The sequence below is a fragment of the uncultured Bacteroides sp. genome (genome assembly GCF_958445495.1).
Taxonomy (GTDB): domain Bacteria; phylum Bacteroidota; class Bacteroidia; order Bacteroidales; family Bacteroidaceae; genus Bacteroides.
Map to the genome: position 1 here is coordinate 1 of NZ_CAUCSQ010000040.1, position 19,942 is coordinate 19,942.

A 19,942-nucleotide genomic window follows, 5' to 3' on the forward strand; every position below is an offset into this window, starting at 1 on the left:
AAAACTGGGTGTTTGTTTTGCAATCTGCTGATTTTCAGCGTTTGTTGCGGAGAGACAGGGATTCGAACCCCGGGTACCTCTCGGTACAACGGTTTTCAAGACCGCCGCAATCGACCACTCTGCCACCTCTCCAAAACTTCTTTACCAGAAGTGCTTTTCGTTAAAAGCGGTGCAAAGGTACAAAGATATTTTATTTATGCAAGAGTTTTTATTAAAAAAAATCAGAACATCGTTTCTTAACAATAGCAATATCTAGGTATTTTATGTTGAAAAGCATAAAATGGAGAATATTTATGCTGATTATATGAAAAATCATTGTAACTTTGTGCGCTCTAAAGAAAAGGATATACAACCTCTAATTTTATCATTTATGGAATTAAACAAGATCTTTAAAGACGGTCTTTGGAGCACCGAAATCAATGTCAGAGATTTCGTCAGTCACAACATCACTCCGTATTACGGAGACGCTTCTTTCCTTGAAGGACCTACCGAACGTACAAAAGCCGTATGGAACCGCTGCCTTGAAGCATTGGCGGAAGAAAGGGCCAATAACGGAATACGCTCGCTGGATAATATCACCGTATCAACTATTACTTCCCATAAAGCCGGATACATCGATAAGGAAAACGAACTGATTGTGGGCCTGCAGACGGACGAGCTTCTGAAACGCGCTATCAAGCCTTTCGGGGGAATCAATGTAGTGAGCAAGGCTTGTCACGAGAACGGCGTAGAGGTGGATGACCGCGTAAAAGATATCTTTACTCATTACCGTAAGACGCATAATGATGGAGTATTTGACGTATATACCGAAGAAATCCGTTCTTTCCGTTCTTTGGGATTTCTCACCGGGCTTCCCGACAACTATGCCCGCGGACGCATCATCGGCGATTACCGCCGTATGGCCCTTTACGGCATCGACCGGCTGATTGAAGCGAAGATGAAAGATTTACGTAGCCTGACCGGTCCGATGACCGACGAACGTATTCGTCTGCGCGAAGAAGTGGCGGAGCAAATCAAAGCGTTGAAAGACATGAAGATTATGGGCGATTATTACGGGCTTGACCTAAGTCGCCCCGCATATACCGCACAAGAGGCTGTGCAATGGGTATATATGGCTTATCTTGCCGCTGTAAAGGAACAAGACGGCGCTGCCATGTCATTAGGCAACGTGTCTTCTTTCCTTGATATTTATATAGAATACGAATTGAACAAGGGGACAATTACGGAATCTTTCGCACAAGAATTGATTGACCAGTTTGTTATCAAACTGCGTATGGTGCGCCATCTGCGTATGCAATCCTATAATGATATTTTTGCCGGTGATCCGACATGGGTAACCGAATCTCTGGGCGGACGTTTCAACGACGGGCGTACAAAGGTGACAAAGACTTCGTTCCGCTTCCTGCAAACCTTGTACAACCTCGGTCCTTCTCCGGAACCGAACCTGACCGTACTGTGGAGTCCGGAATTACCGGAAGGGTTTAAAGATTTCTGTGCCAAAGTATCTATCGACACTTCTTCCATCCAATATGAGAATGATGATTTGATGCGTGAGGTACGTCAGTCTGACGACTACGGAATCGCTTGCTGCGTGTCTTATCAGGAAATAGGAAAACAAATCCAATTCTTCGGAGCTCGCTGTAACCTGGCAAAAGCTTTGTTGCTCGCCATCAACGGCGGACGTTGTGAAAACACAGGTACGGTAATGGTGAAGAATATCCCCGTGTTGACTAGCGATACGCTGAAATTCGAAGAAGTAATGGAGAATTACAAGAAGGTATTGACCGAAATTGCCCGTGTCTACAACGAAGCAATGAATATCATCCATTACATGCATGATAAGTATTATTACGAAAAGGCTCAAATGGCTCTCGTAGATACCAACCCGCGCATTAACCTCGCATACGGTGTAGCCGGACTTTCCATTGCCCTCGACTCGCTGTCGGCTATCAAATACGCAAAGGTTACCGCACGTCGCAACGATATCGGCCTGACGGAAGGTTTTGATATCGAAGGAGAATTCCCATGCTTCGGCAATGATAATGACAAGGTGGACCATCTGGGTGTTGACTTGGTATATTTCTTCAGTGAAGAATTAAAGAAACTGCCGGTTTACAAGAATGCCCGTCCTACCCTCTCTCTGTTAACCATCACTTCCAACGTGATGTACGGAAAGAAAACCGGTGCCACTCCTGACGGACGCGCCAAAGGCGTCGCTTTTGCTCCGGGAGCCAACCCGATGCACGGACGTGACAAAAACGGTGCTATCGCTTCTTTAAGTTCCGTAGCGAAGTTACGTTACCGTGACTCACAGGACGGTATCAGCAACACGTTCTCTATTGTTCCGAAATCGCTGGGTGCTACCGAAGAGGACCGCATCGAGAATTTGGTTACAATGATGGACGGCTACTTTACCAAAGGCGCCCACCACTTGAATGTGAATGTGTTGAACCGTGAAATGCTTTACGATGCAATGGAACATCCGGAAAAATATCCGCAGCTTACGATTCGTGTTTCCGGCTATGCCGTAAACTTCGTGAAGTTAAGCCGTGAACACCAATTGGAAGTTATCAGCCGTAGCTTCCACGAACGTATGTAATCTCTAATCTACTCTTATGACGATAAACGTACATTCATACGAAAGTATGGGAACATTCGACGGGCCGGGCTTACGGCTCGTCGTTTTTCTTCAAGGCTGCAACTTCCGTTGCCTATATTGCGCCAATCCCGACACGATAGCCGGTAAAGGCGGCACGCCTACCCCGCCGGAAGAGATAATCCGCATGGCAATGAGCCAGCGTCCTTTTTTCGGGAAACGCGGAGGAATCACTTTTTCCGGTGGAGAACCCACGTTTCAGGCAAAGGCGCTCGTCCCGTTGGTACGTGAATTGAAGGAAAAGGGGATTCATGTGTGCATAGACAGTAACGGAGGCATTTGGAATGAGGAAGTGGAAGAACTCTTCCGCCTGACCGACCTCGTATTGCTGGATATCAAGGAATTCAATTCCGCACGGCATCAGGCATTGACGGGAAGGAACAACGAGCAGACCATCCGCACGGCAGCATGGCTGGAAGAAAACGGAAAACCGTTTTGGCTGCGTTATGTATTAGTACCGGGTTACAGTGATTTTGAAGAGGATATCCGTCGGCTGGGAGAAGCGTTAGGAACATACAAGATGATTCAACGGGTGGAAATTCTTCCTTATCATACATTGGGCGTGCACAAGTACGAAACCATGGGACAGGAATACAAGCTGAAAGACGTAAAGGAAAATACTCCCGAACAGCTTGAAAAAGCTGCGAAAACATTTAAAGAGTATTTTACCACTGTAGTAGTCAATTAAATGAAAGCAACCAACCAGATTCAGCACACTACAGAGTTTCATTTTGTTTCAAATTTGCGAACATTTTGTTTCACCTACCCGGCACACTTTGTTTAAAGGCTTGAAACAAGATATTCCGATACATAAAACACTTTGTTTTGAGTACACGAAACAAAGTGTTCACCTATATGGACAAACTATATGCAAATTTCATCATCTTTGAAGTAAAAAGGACAAATACCCAGTGTTTCCTTACGATATACTCCGCATCCGCCAACAGCCCCCTTTCACGTTACCGTATCAATAAGTCAAACGAATACCAGCTTGTATATTGAAGTTAAACGGATTTTCTTTGCGTATAGTCTGTATATCCGAGCCGTCATCGAAATAATAAGCAACACCCGGCTCCACATAAACGCCCACATTCCGGGTTGCATTCAACTGTGCTCCTACCGCACCGGATACCGAAAACTGTAAAGGCTTCACATTCTCTTTCTCCGAGCCAAGTTTCCCATAAACGCATTTCTCAACCATTCCGCCTCCGGAGACATAAAAAGTAACGAGCTTTTTATCAAAGAAATTCCAGTTTGCACGTAATGGAATACCAATATAATGTAACTTCTGCTCTATCTGATGTTCTTCATCCGCTAACTTCACATCCGAAGAAAGCAGCGTATAAACCACCCCCGTCTCAATGGAAAAACCTTTCAACAAAACTTTGCGAACCGACAACCCGAAAGAAATCGGCTGATGATGTTTGATATCGACGACCGGTCTTGTCTGACGTAAATAAGGCACTCCATCCTCAAAAACCAATGTCTGGTCATTGGGAATCTCCATCAAATCATTCGAAACGGAAAGCATGCTTACACGAGACATGTAGGGCCGTATTCCCGAACCGACTTCCGACGAAGCGCCTCCAGAGTTTCCTACGGAAATTCCCATCGCCCATGTCCCCTTCCGGGAAGACGGCTTTTCAGCAGGAATATGGAACTTATCTTTACCGGAAGGACGCCGCGGCCTTTTCTCTGTTGCTCGCCCCGTCTCCCGATTCTGCCCGGAAACTGCCCAGTTTTCCTGTTCCGCTTCTTTTTTCATATTTTCAGTTTCCTCTCCGGATACCGCAACAGGTTTCTCCTTTGATACTGTAAGAGGTTCCTGCCCCTCTTTTACCACAAGCGCATCTGTAATTTCACGTTCAGAAGCAGTAGGGGTAACCTTTGCCAACCTATTTTCACGAACAACCGACCGCAAAACCGGTTCCACAGAAGTGCCTTGCACATCCGGTTGCTGCACTTCCGGCAAAACATCGGGTACAGACGCCAATGCAGGAGTTTGTATATGGCGTATTTCATCCGCAACGGGAGTTTCCAGGAAATACAGGCTTACCGACGAAACAACAGCCAATAATACGGCAGCTGCAACAGCCATTATCCATTTTCGATAGGGATATATCTTCTTTTCTGCAGGAGGCATAAGTTCTTTCTCCAGTCGTTCCCAACCGGAAGCGGGTATCGGCTCGGAATAGTTCTCCAGCTTCTCCTTTAACTTATTCATCCATAATTCCTTCTCTTCCATCTTTAATCTATCTGTTATTCATTATCCATTCCTTTACTCTTTTAGCCAGCGTACTCTTCGCACGAAACAGTTGGGAAGCCGATGATTTTTCATTGATACCTAAGATTTGCGCAATTTCCTTATGCGATTTATCTTCGAATGTATAAAGATTGAATACCGTACGATATCCGGCAGGCAACTCTTCGATAAACCTCATCAATATTTTCTGGGGTATTGCCTCTACATCCGCGGCTTCCGGCTCTTCATATTTATCCGATAGTTCTTCCAAAGGTGCCGTTTGATTCATTACGTCATTCTTGCGCAGGTATTGCAAAGCAATGTTGACCATCACCCTCTCCATCCATGCCCGCAAGGACCCTTCACCTCTCCATGTAAACTTATCGAAAGAATCGAATATCTTTATAAAACCATCGTGAAGAAGGTCCTGGGCCGTATCACGGTCGCCAGTATAACGAAGGCAGATAGCAAACAAACGTCCCGCATACTGCTCATACAGTTCCTTGCGAGCCCGGTTATTACCTAGCCGACATTGTTCTGACAACTCTTGTTCTTCCATTCTCCTATACACGTGTTTACTTTATAAATGCAGCAAAGATAGAAATACTGCACAGAGAGAACAACTCTTTCCTCACTTTTGTTTCTTTAACAAATGTCAATGCAATATTTCCGCTCCCTCTGCATTTTTTAAATACAACGAGTAAGTAACAGTATTAAATCTACAAGATGATTATGTATTATGAAGAAATTTAAATTCATCGGATTTATCTTTGCCACCATAACCGCAATGTCTATTTTCCAGTCATGCCTAGACGATGATGACCGTCCGTCCGACTTGCTGGTTATCAGTACTATCAACCATATTAGCGAGGACAGCAAAGAATTTTATTTCACTTTGGATAATGGAAAAACAATGTTTCCCAATAATGCACAAGGATGGGCAGGCGAAGCGTATGAAGACGGACAACGGGCTTTTGTCATATTCAACGAACTGGAACAGCCGGTAAACGGATACGACTACAACATCCAAGTAAGACAAATCAATAAGGTATTGACAAAGGATATCGTAACGATGGACGATAACGAAAATACGGAAGAAAAAATCGGAGACGATAAAATCAATGCCACTTACATGTGGATTAGCAAAGATAAAAAATACCTGACTATCGAGTACCAATACTACGGTACACATAGTACGGATAAGAAACATTTTCTGAACCTGGTCATCAACAATAAGGAGGGAGTAACCACAGAAAATGGTGAAAATGATGACAACGAATACATCAATCTGGAATTCCGGCATAACAGCGAAGGAGACTCTCCCGACTCCGGCTATCTAAATGAAGGATACGTCTCTTTCAAATTGGATAAGATAAAAGAACAGATGGAAGGAAAGAAGGGACTTGCTATCCGTGTCAAGACCCTGTATGACGGGGAAAAGGACTACGAAGTCCCGTTCCCTTGATTCCTAGGCTCATAATAGACGAAGAACACTCTTTTTTTATAATATATCAATTACACAACAGGAAACGGCAGTTGTGAAACTGCCGCTCTTTTATATTCTTTACCTTTACGCCAGAAAATAAAAAACACATTACTTATCATAATAAACACTGGACAGGTTGCAGCGATAACATCTCTTTAGGCACAGCGGCTTTTATCTCTTCTTTCAATACGCCAAGCAGGCTATGACGGATAAAGTCTTTATTTACTGCCAATACCACCTGCCGTGTAGGCCGCGGGATAGCAAACGGACGTACCAATTTCCGTTGTTCTTCCGTTAATTGCGCCACCGCCAATTCCGGTATAAAAGTAACCCCCTTACCACTTTCCACCATCCGCATAAAGGTTTCCATACTTCCCAGACGATAAGCCATCTGACTGACTTTTACAGCTTCCATCTGGCAAAAACGGACAAGCTGGTCGCGGAAACAATGCCCTTCATCCAAAAGCCAGAGGCGTTCGCCCGTAATATCGGAGGTACGTATCAGTTCATGCTTGAACAGTTGCTCTTTCCGAGACACATAAGCATAAAACTGTTCATAGAAAAGAGTTTCTTCAACCAGAAAGGCATCTTCCAGATTACTCGCAATGATTCCCGCATCCAAATCCCCGTCATGCAATGCCTGTTGGATTTCATGTGTCTTCATTTCCGTAACGCGAATATCCAGTTGCGGATATTTTTCCATCAACTGCGGAAAGAAACGCGGAAGCAGATAAGGAGCAATAGTAGGCAACACTCCCAAACGAAATATGCCTGACAAGGAACGCTTATCTTCGCTGATTATCTCTTTTACCAAAGCTGCCTGTGCCAACACCACTCGCGCCTGACCGATTACTTTTTGTCCAATAGCCGTCGGACAAACCGGCTGTACCGTCCGATCGAATAATTTTACCCCCAGCTCATCTTCCAGTTTCTGAATCATGGCACTCAAAGTAGGTTGCGTCACACGGCAATGCTCGGCAGCCCGTGCAAAATGCCTGAACTGGTCTACCGCTAATATATATTCCAATTGTTGTATCGTCATCTATCAATCCGTTTAAAGTTATAGACCGTATCTATGCAAAGATAGATATTTTCAGTTTGACAACCAACGATTTTGCCCGTATCTTTGTCATACAGAAAAAAGAAAACGAGTATAAATCATTAAAAGAAATCTTATTGCACAGAGATATTTTCCTTTAACCTTATATCGTCCGAAGACGCCCCAATCATAATCTGGAAATCGCCTGCTTCCACAAGCCGTTCCATATTCCGATTGACAACAGACAAGTCATTTTCCGTTAACACGAAAGCGACTCTCTTTTCTTCTCCCTTCCTCAAATGAAAACGTTTAAAATGTTTCAACTGTTTCACCGGCTGGACAACAGATGCGTATTCATCCCTTACGTAAAGCTGCGCCACTTCCTCACCATCATACTTTCCTGTATTCTTCACTTTAAACGAAACCTCAAAACGATAAGGAGATTTCTGCACTACCTGCAAATCGGAATATTCAAAAACAGTATAACTCATCCCATAACCGAACGCATATAACGGAGAAGCCGGAATTTCTACATAATCATGGTTCCGGGGAGCCTTCTTATTATAATAAACCGGAATCTGACCGACTGAACGGGGAACGGATATCGGTAAACGTCCGGCAGGATTATAATCTCCAAAAAGAATATCCGCTATGGCATTTCCCCCTTCCTGCCCCGGATAATAGGCTGTCAACAGCGCATCGGCATGCTCCGAAACCCAATTCTTTTCCAACGGGCGTCCCTCAATATAAACCACAATCAAAGGCTTTCCCGTCTTTTTCAAAGATTTCAACAATTCCTGTTGCCTGCCAAGTAACGATAAGCTGGCACGGTCAAATCCTTCACCGCATTCCATATCACTGACACTTCCCTTTCCAGTTACCGCCGCACCGGTTTCTTTATAACTCGTTTTAAAATCACGTGCACTGGAACCTCCAACAACAGCAATCACAACTTCAGAACGACGTGCAGCCTCCACCGCCCGCTCTATCTCATTCACAGCCGTGTCACGAATCGCACACCCCCTCACATACTCCACACGGGAAGGAGACAATTTTGCTACAATCCCGTCAAGCACAGTTTTCACATTACCGTCTTCCTGCGGAGCCGTGTAATCTCCCAGCATATTATACCTATTGTCGGCATTAGGACCAACGACCGCCACCCTATTTATCTTCTTGCTTAAAGGTAAAAGCGAGTTCTCGTTTTTCAGAAGCGTAACAGATGCCCGCGCCATTTCACGTGCCAATTCGATGTGTTCTCTACTGCGTACCGCCTTTGTCGTAGTCTCCGGATTTACATAAGGACGTTCGAACAACCCCATCTCAAACTTCATCCGCAACACCCGGCAGACAGCCGTATCAATCACTGCTTCATCCATTCGTCCGGATTGAACCGCATGACAAAGATTAGTATAAGCATCGCCACCCAAATCGACATCGACGCCCGCCGTTACCGCCTGTATTGCAGCACATTCTTTCGTAGGAGCTACAAAATGACTTTCGTGAATCCCCTCAATACTATACAAATCGGAAACCACAAAACCTCGGAACTTCCATTCGTCACGCAAGAGTCGAGTCAGCAGATAACGGTTCGACGTACAAGGAACGCCGTCTATCGAATTGTATGAAGTCATTACAGACAATGCTCCCGCATCTATTGCCTCACGAAAAGGAGGAAGAAAATTCTGATGCAAATCCCGGAAACCAACCGACGCATAATTACCATTCTGTCCGCCTTCCGGCACAGCGTATGCAAGAAAATGTTTTAAAGTAGCTACAGTAGCATATTCCTGTGATAAATTCCCTCCACCCAAACCTTCAATCATGGCTGCACCCAAGAGTGCCCCCAATACCGGGTCTTCCCCGAATGTTTCTTCGACACGAGACCAGCGAGGGTCGCGAGCCAAATCAAGAACAGGACCGTAACTGATATGTCCACCTTGAGAACGGATTTCCTTAGCGATGACCCGTCCCGCCTCTTTTATCAATTCCGGAGACCAAGTAGCCGCCATGCCGATACCAGTAGGAAAAACAGTAGCGCCAATCGCCATGTGACCGTGAGGAGCCTCCTCCGCCAAAAACATAGGAATCCCCAAACGGGTATTCTCCATTACATATTTCTGTAACGCATTCCCCGCCTTTGCAGCCAACTCAGGATTCAATCCGTTTGTCAGAGTCTTCTTTGTCCACGGATCTGCACGATAAGTAGCCCAAAGCATTCCCGCATTCCTTTCTTTAATTAATTGCCTGAATTTTCCGGAAGGGTAAACATCGTTCCCCCGTATTTCATACATTTCCCAACCTAAAGGACAAAGCAACTGGCCGACCTTCTCTTCCAAAGTCATTCGGGAAAGCAAATCCGCCACTCTTTCATCCACCGGTAAACTGGGATTTTTATAAGCAAGTGTTGAAGAAGGTTGAGCAAACATCCACGTACATGCTATCTGTACCGTCATCAAGATATACCATCGTTCTAACATCATAATTATTATATGCAGTAAAAATGACTTATTAATTTATATTACGTTTCCTATTTTCTGACAAGCCTCCCGACAACCTCACCCACCGACCTTTCCCTCAAATATGACGGTATGCACAGGTCTCCGAACATCATTTGTTATAAAACGGACCTTCGCATCCAGCGATTGGTTGAAGGAAGATACGTCCAGTTCAAATGAAACCTCCAGACACTCACCTTGCTTCAAGACTTTTTCATTCCGGATATCAGCCGAAATGAACTCCGGACACTCTATCTTGCGGATAATAAGAGGATTCATTCCCACATTTGTCACTCTTACCTTTTTCCGAATAAGTTTTCCGGACAAGATATTTCCTAAATTAAAATAAGATTGCGAACATTTCATCCTCGGTGCGTCCGCTGTGCTCACTCCCCTCATATCATCAATCACCGTACCGTAGATTCGTATAGGAACACTCCGTACGGAATTGACACAAATGATAATCCTGTCCTTTAATGTACCATAAAAACTTTTCAAGGGAGAAGCCGTTATTTTTATAACCGCACAAGCCCTGCCTTGAAGACACGAAGGCATGGACACAGATAAGCACCCGCTTTTATCCGTCACTAAGTACGACAACTTCACTACCCTGTCCGAACGGTTACAGATTTTAATATCCAACTGTTTCGACATCCCGCTATGCTGTAATTCACCGTAAGACAAGGTCAGCCTGTCCGCCCGGATATCCGGAGACAAAGAATAAGGATACTCATCTTCCATACGGTTAATCGTATCAACAGTCCCCTTCACCCAAAGTGTATTGACACTTTGTCCCGAATTTGAGACAACCCTTATGCTTTTAGAAAAAAAACCGGTTCTCCCTTTAGGGTCAAAAGTCACCGTAACAGTCCCCGTACCTCCCGGTCTTACAGGTTGTTTACTGTAAACGGGAACAGTGCACCCGCAAGTCGAAATCACTTCCTCAATCACAATCGGAGAAGTATGCACATTGGTAAAATGGAAAGTATGGCTCACCTTACCTTCCGCCTCACGAATATGGCTAAAATTCCAGACGGTGGCATCAAAGTGTAATACGGCCTTTCCCTCCCGTTGAGCACATACGTCGGCAACAAGACTCAACAAAATTATCAAAACGGATATACAACGTCTTATCATAGTTTCCTCACATTCATATCGGGAGCTATGCAAAATACAGTAGCCCCCGATACAAAACTTGTTCCTATTCGCTTTCCGGTAAATCGTTAAATTCAGCATTCCAGACAACATTCGCAGAAGTCGGGAACGTCAAATCACGTCTATTGCCTGAGCTGTCTTTCAAAACATTACCCTCGCCCTCATCCAATTTCCAGTAACCGTATAAGTCTGATGAAGACGGAGAAGCTACTGTACGCAAGTTAGCTTTCACTTCCTCTGCAGTCAAACACTTTTTCCACATACGGATATCGGAAATCAAACCGTTAAAATAATAGCTCGAATTCGTATTGCCTAGCTGAATACCAGTCAAAGTATATCCCACTTTGAACTTTTGAGAAGAGGACGGTCCCCAACGTTTTGTCGGTTCCGCAGAAGCAACCTCCTCACCGTTAACATACAAGCGATAAGCCACATCCTTATTCTGGCCGGTCTTTGTCCCGTCACAAGTGACAGTCAGCCTTACCCATTGATTGGTCGGCAAAGTTATATTCTGGTTAGCCAATGTCAAATCGCATTGACGATTACCTATATTAGACGCCCCCGCCGTACCGGTCACGCGCAGTTCGCAACCGCTAAAAGGCTCATTGTTGTGATTCGTGTCTTTACCGTGCCAAGTACCTATATAGTTAACCCCGCTATGCCAGCTATACGGATAGATAAGTACTTCAAATGTGTGGGTATTATCCTCAATCGTTACCACTTCATCATTTGCGAAACTCAACGTGCGGTACATATCCGTCGAATAAGAACTCATATCCAATCCCGGTATGTAATCCAATTTTCCGTCGATACCAATCGTAAAATAAGCAACAGAACGAGTGTCCGTAACGAATTGCCCGACACAAGACTCATCCATTACCGCAACGACAGGAAGCAAATACTCTTCACCTTCCGACAGTCCGAATAACGACGAAAACTTAACAGATAAAGAATTCGACTCCTGTTCGCCGGCCTTAATGATTGCGTTGCTGTTCTGCAACTCATAGACAAAAGAAGGCATCATCTTATAAGACGTATTATTGGCGGCATTATAAGCCTCCACCATATTTTCGTCTACAGCAATGTCACATAATAAAGTGGTAGCGGCAGGCCTGTCCAACCTGATTGTATAATCATAAACATAACTTCCCGCATCCAATATCTCACGATAATCAATGGCAACCAATCCAGCTTCCGACTGCGGCATTTCTATTACAGGCAACTCTACAGAATCACCGTCATCGTCCGAACATGCAGTGCCCCCCAATCCTCCCAGTAAGACAAACAAAAGGAGAGTAAATCTATCTATTACATTTTTCATAATCATAACATCTATTCAATTATTATCGCCTTATTCAACACATTTATTCGTATCGTCATAAGTCCAGTCAATCGTGATTCCGTTCTTATAACTTATATCACGTTTTGACGGAGACAAATCATAGAAAGTAGTACCTTCTCCCTCATTCATCCGCCAATAAGACACGAGCCCGTCGGTGGAAGGGTCTACGCCACACACATTTGCTTTGATTTCACGAGCAGACAAGGGACGGGTCCAAAGACGCATTTCACTCAAACGACCGTAAAACAACTGTGAAGATTGATAACCTTTCGAAGGCATCCCGATTTGTACCCCATAAAGCGCGTATTCATACGGGGCGACCGTTATGGAATTGTCCTTCTCCCCATTGATGTACAATGTCAAAGTATTGCCGTCGTTCACCAAAGCAACGGAATACCAGGTATTCAAAGCAAACCGCGTATTAGACGACATCTTACCCTGTTTAGTCGTTACGTGCAATTGGTTCGGTTCATCTGTTCCTTCACCGAAACGAAGCAGATTCTGGTCACATTTAAATCCACCGTCATCAATCGCTCCCCCTTCTACAGAATCCTCACTACCTCCGAACGAGCAGACGCGGGTAGTGCCTGAAGCACCGGAAGAACGGAATTTCGTAGCATAAATTTTCACTTCCCAAGTATAAGTGGGCAATGAAGGAATAGGGTCCGGAAGCAAGAACTGGTAAGCCATAGAAGCCTGCCCCACATAAGGAGCGTAAAAACGCAATGTCCGGGACACTTTCAGGAAAATAGTACGTCCTGCTTCTATGATATCCAAACCACCCGTCGCGCTTTTTATCGTCACCGGCACTAAATAAACACGTCCCGGCACAAACTCTGAATCATCGACAATCGAAAGAGACGCAGCGGAAGAGATTGCCTGTCCGGCAGAAATCGTAACGTCTGGATTCTCAAATGTATAAGAACCCTCCGGAACAGGATAATAATTAGTTCCCATTTCCGCATTGTAACTATCAACCAGACTCACGTCAACAGCCAGATTCACCTGGATATCCCACTCAACGCGGGAAGTCGAAGTCACAGAAACGGCATACGCAGACGGGAATCCGTCTACAGCAAACTTCACCAACTTATCCGAAGCTGTTCCGGTCATTAATAATCCGTCACCCTTTTGAGCAGCTTCCTGACATCCTAACAACATGAAAGAAGCCATTCCTACCAAAGCAATTCCCGCTATTTTTCTTATATTATTCCATGTTTTCATACCTTACATACAAATTTAGTTTTCATCCGTTTTCTTCTTCCGTTTCTTTTTCAGTAGACTGCCGTACAGGTTTTCCGGCAGGATTTTGTTCCTGAATGCCGCGTCGAAGGCTATAATAAGGAATAGCCGTTTTCTCTTTATCGCCTATAGCTTGGTTAGCCGGACGGGTAGTATTGTACTCATATTCAAAATAATACCCTCCAAATCCGCCTTTTCGCCCTTGTGTCGGGTTCCAGCGCGCCATGCCTATCACAGAATACAGCGGGTTTCCCCATGAATCGACCTTATTCCCGTCAGCCTCCGTAAACTCTACTCCGCCGTCTTGCCAATACCAGCCCATCTGTTCCGTAGCAATGAACTTTTCAGGAGGACACCAACTGCTAAGCTGGTCAAACCTGAATTGTAACGCCTGTGTACTGCTGGAACTATAACACTGCCGGACAAAATAATCAACATACGGTTCCGTCTCCTTAGGAGGAACCTGATTATAAAAGTCGACTATTAATAATTTACCCGTACCCGATTGAGGTCCGAAATAATTGCCCAACACTTTTATAAATTTTGTAAAATTATCATTCTGCAACCAGTCGCCTTCCGGTTCATAGTCCAAATCCAGACCATCCAAATCGTTACGCAACACACATCTTGCAAGATACAAAGCATAAGCCTCGATACCCTCATCCGTTTTAGGAAACTCCGTATTCGCAATACGGCAAATCGTACACATCACAACACGAGTGCCTTTCACCTCGCGAATGTAATTCATCTCCTCATAAGCTGTCGGCAAATAACGTTCGTTATAATAACTGGTTTCTACATAAGCCGGATTGTCGGAAGGGATACCGGACCATAGGCTGACAATATCCAAACTGTCCGGCAATCCTGTAAAATGAAGTCCCTGTGAAGGAGACGCTTCCGAAGTATACCCCGCATACCAGCCGAAACATATAGCGTGGTCCGTTTTCTTATACTCACGCAAGTTTTGAAAATACTCTTCATCATAAGTATTCGCCGCCTGTATAATTTCCGGTTCAATATCCGTATCACAACCGCTCACAATTAACGTCAAAAAGCATGTGAACAAAAAATATAGGTAATTTCTTTTCATATTCTGCATAATTTAACTAACCGATTATTTATTAGCAACATCCCACCATAATCTGACACCGGGGTTATCCACTCCGCCTAAAAGTGTGATGCCTTTATCCAATTCCGTCCTGTTGGTGTTATACTCCGATTCCGGATAAGGCAACCTGCGAATCTGAATATCCGTATTCACTGAACCGCCGGAACTTTCGTTTACAACCACCGGAAACACTTTCGGATAGCCGGTGCGACGGAACTCCGTCCACGCTTCCTGTCCCACCGGATAAAGAGCGATGTACTTCTGTGTAATAATTTGTTCCAGATTCGTATCAAAGTCACCCGACTCATCCCAGGCAACAGACACAGTACCCAACGCATCCATAGAATGAGAAGAAGTCACCGGGTCCTCATAATCGGCGGGAACATAGCCGTCTTCCGCTGTTCTTGCCAGATACTCGTCAACTCCCGATACCCCATGTTCGTCAAAAGACATTCTTATCCCCTCTTCATAATACTTTTTAGCATCAGCACCCGTCCCCCACCGCAAAGCATATTCCGCCAACAGGAAATACGACTCGGACGAACGCATCCATACCACATTGGAAGTGGCAGTCGCCTGAGGAACGGAAAAGATTCCGGTTATGTATTTATCCTTACTTATATCCTTTGACATTCCGGCTCTGATGCCACGGTACTTTCCATCCGTACCCGTTTCAAAATAAGCGGAAAGCCGAGGGTCCTGGTATCCATTCATGTATGAATCCAGAGTCGCTCCCATACAGATATCATCCCATCCCTTCAGAACATAAAGGGGGCTTTCATAAGTTGCTATCGGAGTGATATGCTGCAATTCCGCCAGGTCTGACTTCGCACTCATCAAACCGTAACTGTTGTCGATAGCCAGCCGGGCTTCGCTTTTCGCCTTCACTTCATCTATATAGGCAAGATGCATCGCAAGACGCAAACGAAGCGAGTTGGCAAATTTTATCCAAGCCGTAACATCACCGTTGAATACACAATCCCATGACGACAACACCTTGTTTCCGGATGCCGCATAACTTTCCAGATTGCTGATAGCCCCATCCAATTCTTCAAAAAACCTATAATAAACATCCTTTTGCGAATCATAAGGCACTTCTTTCGAAACCCCGAAGTTCAAATAAGGAATAGGACCGTAGGTATCCGTGACCCGGTGCATCGCAGCCACCTTCAGAATCTGCGCCATAGAGAAACGCGGGTCTTCATCGTTATTAATCGCCTTTCTGATTTCACGCCAAGCATTCATCGTCGTCAGGTAATTGGTTGTAAACATATCACCGTACCAACTTCTCTTATCCCAATTGTAACGGCCGGCGGAATTAATGCTGGGAGCAGGGAAACCGAAATATCCGACATAACCGTCTCCTCCCATCACTTCCACCGTCTGATACCTGTCCGAACCGATATTAAGTCCCGGCTGCGCCACTACCAATACGTTCTGCTCCATCTGTAACAGAAGAGAGCCCGTCCTCACGTTATCCCAATCCGTCATCTCGTCAGTCGCCTCGTTAGGATTAGTATTGTACTCCAGAAAACTCTTCGTACACCCTACATTTATCATAATCACTCCAAGGAGTAAATAGCAGTTCCTTATCTTAAAAAACTTACGTATGTTCATCATTATCTTTTTTAAAGGTTAATCCAATTAGAAAGAAATTTTTGCAGAAAATCCCATCGACCTCAGACTCGGTTGCATGAAATAATCCATACCCTGATTATAAGTACCCGTACTTGCCGTAGACTCCGGATCAAACGGTGCCTTGCAATAAAGCATCCATAAATTTCGTCCTACAAAAGACACGTTCAATCCCGAAATCCATTTACACCATCTATTGACAGGAATATCATAGCCCAAGGTCAATTCTCCCAAACGGACATTTGTCATGCTATACACATACATGGAACCGACATAACCTGTTCCGTTGGCACCGACAGTCTGATACCATGTTTGGGCGTCAATCATCTGACCGTTCACTCTCACACCTCCGTTGTCCCTCGCTTCCGCCGATGCCTTAGACACTCCATAATAATCCATCACTGCCTGAGTAGCAGACACTCCGATACCGCCCACACGGGCATTCACCATAAATCCGAGACTGATTCCTTTCCAGTTAAACTCATTGCGCCAGCTAAGTGTGTACTTCGGATTCGTATTGCCGGCATAGACATAATTATTCTTGTCCGTCTCCAAAGCACCCGTCATCGAATTCATCCAGATATGCCCATGTTCATCCGTCCTCATCGTATTCACATACACGTCTCCCATAGAGCCGCCTACGGTCAACCGTTGTTTGGCGCCGCCCAATGAATACACATCCATCTCATCCAAATGTACCGTCACCCCCAACTCCTCGTTTGTATATTCAGGAAGCAACTGGTCAATACGGTTTCTATTAAGAGACCAAAGCAAGGTGGTCTTCCAATCCACAGGTCCTATATTCTGCTTAAATCCAAGAGCCAACTCAATTCCCTTATTCGTCACCTTGCCCGCATTTACATATAATTTAGAGTATCCGGTTGTCGTAGATATTTCCGGACTGAAAAGTTGGTTCTCCGTATATGTCTTGTAAGCCGTCACATCCAACGTCAGTTTATTGTCAAATAATCCCAGGTTAAATCCCCCTTCCCACGAATGAGTCCTTTCCGGTTTCAAATCCTTTATTGGAAAATAGGAAGTAGTATTCAACCCTCCCAACACTGCATACGTGGTGATAGCCCTGAACCTCTCCGGCGCATTTCCCACCTCACTGTACGAAAGGCGGACTTTTGCATAAGACAGGATGCCGGACTTCATGGCAAACATATTAGTCAGAATAGCCGAAGCGCCGATAGAAGGATATAAAATGGAAGAGTGGTTTGTTCCCGCCAATGCAGATATCCAGTCATTGCGCAACGAACCATCTACATAAACCATTCCCTTATATCCCAATGAGAAAGTTCCGAACAAAGAATTGGTACGGTCATGATAATTCGTATTCTTATACGTCAATTTACCAGAAACATTCGTGTTGTTGGCAGTAAACAAATTAGGTATAGTTAACAGCCCGCCTCCGAAATTAAGTTCCCTATAATCCAAATCCAATAAACTGGCACCCAAAGATGCCGTAAGATTCCAGGTATCGTGACAGAAATACTTGTTAATATTCAACATGGCATCCGCATAAATTTGGCTGGTATTTTTATTCGACTGCACATACGCCCCCTTGTCCGAGTTTTCAGCAATCACATTCAATGTGGAAGCATACATTTTTTTTTCCGAATGGATGGTTTCCTTATCCAGCTTTACTCGTCCGGAAACATTCAACCAATCCGTTATCGTATATTTCAATGAACCGCTTGCCAGAAAACGATCTTTCTTATTGGTGTACATATTCCGATTGGTAATCCAGTACGGATTCTGCATGGACAACCCGTTGTCGTTCAACGGCCAGAACTGCGTCTTTATATTACGGTCTACGTCATACCGCTCATAATACTGGTATTTGGAAAAATCATCACCGCGCGGAAACAGATAAACGGGAACCAGCGGGTTAGCATATTCTCCCTGTGCCAGCATATTCTGTTCCTTCACATTGGAATACATAAAACTTAAATCCATATTCAGCTTATCATTCAGCATGGAAGTAGTGTTCCGGACAGAAAAATTATACCTGTCCAAATCATTATTCTGAATGATGCCTCGCGCATTCACAGCGCCTACAGATACATAAGTCTGGTTCTTTTGCGTTCCTGTAGTCAGGCTCACGGTGTTTGCCACATTATACCCCGTCTGGAAAAAGTCTTTTACCTCATAATCCGTAGGAGACGACAATTTAGACGCCCAGCTATACCATTCTCCCGTTTCCGAACCGTATGTATTCTGGAACTCCGGCAACCTGAACGGCGAATAGAAAGTCGTATTATTACTGTAAGTGAGCCTGGTCTTATCCACAGCCCCTTTTTTCGTCGTGATAAGTACCACGCCGTTGGCAGCGGCAGAACCGTATAAAGCAGCGGCAGCCGAACCGCTAAGTACCGAAATCGACTCAATATCATCAGCATTGAAGTTTGCTAATCCGTCACCGGACTGCCCGGCTCCCGTATATTGGTCATCAGGCTGTTCACCCGATATATTTGCCAAAGGAACTCCATCCACCACATACAGAGCATTGTTGTTACCGGATATAGACTTCGTACCGCGCATCACCACGCGGGCGCCGCCTCCAATACCGGATGCACTCGCATTGATATTCACGCCTGCCACCTTGCCGGCAAGGCTGCTCATCACATTCATATCTTTCGCCTTCGCCACCTCATCGCCGTCAATCTGCTGTACGTTGTATGTCAATGACTTCGTTTCACGTTTAATGCCTAAAGCCGTCACGACAACCTCATTCAACACTTTCGTATCTTCCGCCATCACAACAGAAAGAGGTTTATTGCCGGTAACCTCGATTTCTTGAGAAGCATACCCGATATAGGATATTTCCAGTATGCTTCCTTTCTTTGCTTGAATCTGAAAGTTTCCGTCAAAATCCGTGATAGCTCCGGCAGTTGTTCCTTTTACTTTCACATTCACCCCGATAAGAGGCTCTCCTTTCACATCTTTTACCGTCCCCTTCACTTGAATGACAGGGTCTTGTTTCGTCACGTTTAATCTGCCGGTAGACAGGATAATCTGCTTGTCAACTACTGTATAGGTAACATTGGTTCCTTTAAACACCTCATCGAGAATATCCAAGATTTTACCGGAATTGTTTTTCACAGATACAATACGATTCTTCTGAATCGTTTTATCATTATAGAGGAAAACATAGTCGGAAGTTTCCTCAATCCTATTCAGTACCTGTTCTACAGATACATTGTCCATCGAAATGGCAACCCGCGTCCGCTGGGCATAACCGTTTTTGGCAGAAAGTTGCAATACTACTGCAAAAAGTAACGTCAGACTAATCCTCATAACTAAAGGAAGTTTTAGATTTAAAGCATATTTAGGACATAATGCTGTAAATGAATGATTTTTTTTCATACATTTGTGGCTAACTAAAGTTTATTACTAAATGAACTATGGTTTGATTCCGGTTAGCGTTTGCGAGACCCTGCACCGTGAATCCGAAAAATCGAAGGGAAGAGAACTGTTGGTAGCAGCTTTCTTCCTTTTTTATAATCCTTGTGTCATATCATAGGCTATTTCTG

Annotated in this window: 13 protein-coding genes and 1 tRNA gene; 3 read left to right on the forward strand and 11 right to left on the reverse strand. The window is 44.5% G+C overall.

The genetic code is table 11. The features are described 5' to 3' along the window. Positions 1 to 47: 47 nt before the first annotated feature. Positions 48 to 132 (reverse strand) — tRNA-Ser (locus tag Q5076_RS13230). Between the two features lie 238 nt (positions 133 to 370). Here Q5076_RS13230 and pflB point away from each other — a divergent pair. Both pflB and pflA read left to right on the forward strand, forming a co-directional pair. After that, positions 371 to 2,599, forward strand: coding sequence for a formate C-acetyltransferase (gene pflB, locus Q5076_RS13235; RefSeq protein WP_303014075.1), 2,229 nt, complete (start codon positions 371 to 373; stop codon positions 2,597 to 2,599). 16 nt (positions 2,600 to 2,615) lie between these two features. Continuing rightward, the gene (gene pflA, locus Q5076_RS13240; RefSeq protein WP_303014076.1) at positions 2,616 to 3,344 is read left to right on the forward strand and encodes a pyruvate formate-lyase-activating protein; all 729 of its coding nucleotides are present in this window, start codon (positions 2,616 to 2,618) and stop codon (positions 3,342 to 3,344) included. 279 nt (positions 3,345 to 3,623) lie between these two features. On the opposite strand, the gene Q5076_RS13245 is transcribed toward pflA, so the two are convergent. Beyond that, on the reverse strand, positions 3,624 to 4,901 hold the full coding sequence (locus tag Q5076_RS13245; protein WP_303014077.1) for a hypothetical protein: 1,278 nt from the start codon (positions 4,899 to 4,901) through the stop codon (positions 3,624 to 3,626). Positions 4,902 to 4,908: 7 nt separating this feature from the next. Further along, entirely contained in the window at positions 4,909 to 5,457 is a 549-nt protein-coding gene (locus Q5076_RS13250) for an RNA polymerase sigma factor (protein ID WP_303014078.1), read from the reverse strand. Between the two features lie 180 nt (positions 5,458 to 5,637). Between Q5076_RS13250 and Q5076_RS13255 the strand changes: the two genes are divergently transcribed. Further along, the gene (locus tag Q5076_RS13255) at positions 5,638 to 6,363 is read left to right on the forward strand and encodes a NigD-like protein (RefSeq protein ID WP_303014079.1); all 726 of its coding nucleotides are present in this window, start codon (positions 5,638 to 5,640) and stop codon (positions 6,361 to 6,363) included. Positions 6,364 to 6,499: 136 nt separating this feature from the next. Here Q5076_RS13255 and Q5076_RS13260 read toward each other — a convergent pair whose 3' ends face one another. From Q5076_RS13260 to Q5076_RS13295, 8 genes are all read right to left on the reverse strand, one after another. Beyond that, complete coding sequence (locus Q5076_RS13260) at positions 6,500 to 7,426, reverse strand: hydrogen peroxide-inducible genes activator (protein ID WP_303014080.1); 927 nt, start codon at positions 7,424 to 7,426, stop codon at positions 6,500 to 6,502. 131 nt (positions 7,427 to 7,557) lie between these two features. After that, positions 7,558 to 9,903, reverse strand: coding sequence for a glycoside hydrolase family 3 N-terminal domain-containing protein (locus Q5076_RS13265; protein WP_303014101.1), 2,346 nt, complete (start codon positions 9,901 to 9,903; stop codon positions 7,558 to 7,560). A gap of 78 nt (positions 9,904 to 9,981) precedes the next feature. Further along, positions 9,982 to 11,058, reverse strand: coding sequence for a DUF1573 domain-containing protein (locus Q5076_RS13270; protein ID WP_303014081.1), 1,077 nt, complete (start codon positions 11,056 to 11,058; stop codon positions 9,982 to 9,984). Between the two features lie 64 nt (positions 11,059 to 11,122). Continuing rightward, positions 11,123 to 12,397, reverse strand: coding sequence for a DUF1735 and LamG domain-containing protein (locus Q5076_RS13275; RefSeq protein ID WP_303014082.1), 1,275 nt, complete (start codon positions 12,395 to 12,397; stop codon positions 11,123 to 11,125). Between the two features lie 30 nt (positions 12,398 to 12,427). After that, a complete protein-coding gene (locus tag Q5076_RS13280) occupies positions 12,428 to 13,642 on the reverse strand; it encodes a DUF1735 and LamG domain-containing protein (protein WP_303014083.1) in 1,215 nt (404 codons plus the stop codon). Between the two features lie 22 nt (positions 13,643 to 13,664). Then, entirely contained in the window at positions 13,665 to 14,750 is a 1,086-nt protein-coding gene (locus tag Q5076_RS13285) for an endo-beta-N-acetylglucosaminidase family protein (RefSeq protein ID WP_303014084.1), read from the reverse strand. A 24-nt stretch (positions 14,751 to 14,774) separates the two neighbouring features. Then, positions 14,775 to 16,388 (reverse strand): SusD/RagB family nutrient-binding outer membrane lipoprotein, encoded by a 1,614-nt coding sequence (locus Q5076_RS13290; protein WP_303014085.1) that lies wholly within the window; start codon positions 16,386 to 16,388, stop codon positions 14,775 to 14,777. Positions 16,389 to 16,412: 24 nt separating this feature from the next. Then, on the reverse strand, positions 16,413 to 19,706 hold the full coding sequence (locus Q5076_RS13295) for a SusC/RagA family TonB-linked outer membrane protein (RefSeq protein ID WP_303014086.1): 3,294 nt from the start codon (positions 19,704 to 19,706) through the stop codon (positions 16,413 to 16,415). Between the last annotated feature and the right edge of the window lie 236 nt (positions 19,707 to 19,942).

Bases quoted from the DNA above. Each gene is read 5' to 3' on its own strand.
- pflB (WP_303014075.1), top strand. From the start codon at position 371: ATGGAATTAAACAAGATCTTTAAAGACGGTCTTTGGAGCACCGAAATC.
- pflA (WP_303014076.1), top strand. From the start codon at position 2,616: ATGACGATAAACGTACATTCATACGAAAGTATGGGAACATTCGACGGG.
- Q5076_RS13245 (WP_303014077.1), bottom strand. From the start codon at position 4,901: ATGGAAGAGAAGGAATTATGGATGAATAAGTTAAAGGAGAAGCTGGAG.
- Q5076_RS13250 (WP_303014078.1), bottom strand. From the start codon at position 5,457: ATGGAAGAACAAGAGTTGTCAGAACAATGTCGGCTAGGTAATAACCGG.
- Q5076_RS13255 (WP_303014079.1), top strand. From the start codon at position 5,638: ATGAAGAAATTTAAATTCATCGGATTTATCTTTGCCACCATAACCGCA.
- Q5076_RS13260 (WP_303014080.1), bottom strand. From the start codon at position 7,426: ATGACGATACAACAATTGGAATATATATTAGCGGTAGACCAGTTCAGG.
- Q5076_RS13265 (WP_303014101.1), bottom strand. From the start codon at position 9,903: ATGTTAGAACGATGGTATATCTTGATGACGGTACAGATAGCATGTACG.
- Q5076_RS13270 (WP_303014081.1), bottom strand. From the start codon at position 11,058: ATGATAAGACGTTGTATATCCGTTTTGATAATTTTGTTGAGTCTTGTT.
- Q5076_RS13275 (WP_303014082.1), bottom strand. From the start codon at position 12,397: ATGAAAAATGTAATAGATAGATTTACTCTCCTTTTGTTTGTCTTACTG.
- Q5076_RS13280 (WP_303014083.1), bottom strand. From the start codon at position 13,642: ATGAAAACATGGAATAATATAAGAAAAATAGCGGGAATTGCTTTGGTA.
- Q5076_RS13285 (WP_303014084.1), bottom strand. From the start codon at position 14,750: ATGAAAAGAAATTACCTATATTTTTTGTTCACATGCTTTTTGACGTTA.
- Q5076_RS13290 (WP_303014085.1), bottom strand. From the start codon at position 16,388: ATGATGAACATACGTAAGTTTTTTAAGATAAGGAACTGCTATTTACTC.
- Q5076_RS13295 (WP_303014086.1), bottom strand. From the start codon at position 19,706: ATGAGGATTAGTCTGACGTTACTTTTTGCAGTAGTATTGCAACTTTCT.